The sequence below is a fragment of the Sandaracinobacteroides sp. genome (assembly GCF_057137845.1).
Map to the genome: position 1 here is coordinate 1 of NZ_DBNHFX010000215.1, position 2,902 is coordinate 2,902.

The 2,902-nt window shown below is 66.7% G+C and carries 2 protein-coding genes; both read right to left on the reverse strand.

The window, feature by feature from the left end; genetic code table 11:
* On the reverse strand, positions 1 to 748 hold a 748-nt coding region (gene nadC / locus AC16JP_RS11625), incomplete at its 3' end, for a carboxylating nicotinate-nucleotide diphosphorylase (protein ID WP_484340779.1).
* Complete coding sequence (locus AC16JP_RS11630) at positions 745 to 2,832, reverse strand: prolyl oligopeptidase family serine peptidase (protein WP_484340780.1); 2,088 nt, start codon at positions 2,830 to 2,832, stop codon at positions 745 to 747. The genes nadC and AC16JP_RS11630, both read right to left, overlap by 4 nt.
* Between the last annotated feature and the right edge of the window lie 70 nt (positions 2,833 to 2,902).

Sequence of the window (2,902 nt, forward strand, 5' to 3'; positions counted from 1 at the left end):
TCGGCACCCGCCCCGCCACCAGCGCCACGGCCTCGCGCAGCATCGGCGGCGCCATGTTGTCCAGCAGCAGCCGGTCGGCGCCTGCCGCCAGCGCCGGGGCGATCTGGTCGATCCGGTCCACCTCCACCGTGATGTTGGCAAGGCCCGCCTGCTTGCAGGCCGAAACCGCCTGCGCCACACCACCGGCGGCCGCAATATGATTGTCCTTCACCATCGGCGCGTCGAACAGCCCCATGCGGTGGTTCTGGCCGCCCCCCATGCGCACGGCAAATTTTTCCAGATGCCGCAGGCCCGGCAGGGTCTTGCGGGTATCCAGCAGGATGGCGCCGGTTCCGGCGATCGCGTCGGCATAGCGGCCCGTCAGCGTGGCGATCCCCGTCAGATGCTGCAGGATGTTCAGCGCCGAGCGCTCGGCCGCCAGCAGCGCGCGGGCGTTTCCCTCCACCGTCATCAGCCCGGTGCCGCGCTCCACCCGGTCGCCGTCGCCCTTCAGCAGGGCGATCCGGCACCCGGCATCCAGCCGCCGGAACATCGCGGCCGCCACCCCAAGCCCGGCCACCACCACGGCGTCGCGGCTGGAAAGCACCGCCTTCAGCCGGGCGTCGGCGGCAAGGCAGGCATGCGCCGTCAGATCGCGCGACGGATCGACCACGCCGCCCAGATCTTCGGCAAGCGTCGCATCGACGAAGGCCGCCAGATCGAAAGCGGGGATGGCGAAACCGCCGCCGTCGCTTGCCGGAACGCTCACTTCAGTTCCTTTTCCAGATAGGCCCGCATCAGCGCAAATCGATAGGCCGCCTCTTTCAGGTTGGCGACGCCCGCATGGCCGCCATCGATATTCTCGTAGTAATAGATCGGGTGCCCCTGTGCTTCCATCTCGGCCGCCATCTTGCGTGCATGGCCCGGATGCACACGATCGTCCTTGGTCGAGGTATAGAAGAACACGCGCGGATATTTCACGCCGGCCCGAATGTTCTGATAGGGGCTGTATTTGCGGATGAATTCCCAGTCGGCGGTGTCGGGGTTGCCATATTCCGCCATCCACGATGCCCCGGCCAGCAGCAGATGATAGCGCTGCATGTCGGCCAGCGGCACGCCCACCATCGTCGCCTCATACAGATCGGGCCGCTGCGTATAGGCAACCGACGCCATCAGCCCGCCGTTCGACCGCCCGTGCACTGCAATCTTCGAGGCAAGCCCCCGCACCTTCATGTCCTCGGCGATGGCGTGCAGATCGTCATAGCTGTTCTGCCGCTTCTCCAGCAGCGCCGCCTGGTGCCAGCGCGGGCCATATTCGCCGCCGCCCCGGATGTTGCCGATGACGAACTGGTTGCCGTCCTCCACCCACATCTGCGCTTCGGGCGGCAGATAGTTCGGCACCAGCGCCACCTCGAACCCCCCATACGACCAGTAGTAGGTCTTCAGCGGCCCGCTGGCGTCCTTCGGGCGCACCACGAAATAGGGCACCTTCGTCCCGTCCTTCGAGGTTGCGAACTCCTGCTTCACCACAAACTTCGAACCATCGAAAAACGCCGGCGCCGAAGCCAGCACCACAGGCGCCGCGCCGCCGGTGGTGCGCACCAGCCGCTCCGGCTCGGTAAAGCCGACGATACTTGCATAAAGGGTGTCGGCAGCGTCGGTCGCCACCAGCTTCAGCGCGCTGTTCGCGGGCAACGGCACGGTGGTCGAGGCCCATTTGCCGCCATCGCGCGTCAGCCGCACCAGCTTGGCCGACACATCGTCCAGCAGATTCACATAAACCGCGCCGCCAGTTGCATCGGCACCGTCGATCGCCTGCGCGGCGTTGGCGGTGTACACCACCTCGACAGGTCCCGGCGCGCCGCTCGCGGGCACCGCATAGGAAACCAGGCTTCCCTTGGGGATGCCGTTGAAATCGCTCCGCAGCAGGGCAAAGGCGCGCGGCCCGTCGCCGACATCGGCGATAAACTCGAATCGGGCATCTTCCGGCAGCGGTGAAACCGTCAGCCGGCCATCCACACCCAGATGGTGGACACGCGCCGTCCAGAAGGTCAGCGCCTGCACGATCACCGCGCGCCGCCCGTCACCCTTGCCGAACGCGGCCGGGTTTGCGGCCATGTCGTCCGCGCCGATCGACAGCAGCAGCTTCGCGTCGGCAAACTCCGTTCCGCGCTGCCACAGCCGCACTTCGCGCGCATAGCCCGACTTGCTCACCGGCCCGGCAGCGGTTGCGATCAGCAGCCGGTCGGCATCCAGCCATGCGGTCGACTGCTTGGCCTCGGGGCTGGCGAACCCTCCGTCTGCGGGCGCCACGAATCGGCGGCTTGCGGTATCGAACTCGCGGATCTCGACGGCATCCTTGCCGCCGACCGACAGGCGCACCAGACAGCGGCCATAGCTGGCGCCGAAGCAGCTTGCGCCGCCAAACTGGAAGTTGCGCCCTTCGGCCTTTTCCAGTTGATCAAGGTCCAGCAGCACCTGCCATTCCGGCTTGCCGGCATCGAACGCCGTGCGCGGCGACACGCGCCAAAGCCCGCGCACATGATCCTTGTCGCGCCAGAAGTTGAACACCCGGTCAGCGGTCACGCCGCTTGGCTGCGCACCTGTCGGCATGGCGATCCGGCGCGGATCCTGCAGGATCGCCTCGGCCTTGGCCTGCCAGCCGGCAAAGCCCGGCACCTTTTCCAGTTCGGGCAGATAGCGGGCGTTGCGGGCACGAACCCAGTCCAGTTGCTTCGCGCCCGTGACATCTTCCAGCCACAGGTGCGGATCGTCGGCGGGTTGGATGGTGGTTTGCGCCAGGGCGGGGGCTTGTGCGCTGCCAACGAGCGCAGCGATGACCAGTTTCTGCATAGGCCATTGCTAGCGGCCCCGGTATCATATGGGCAAGACGCTTGATCGCCAGACACTGCAATCTGCTGGC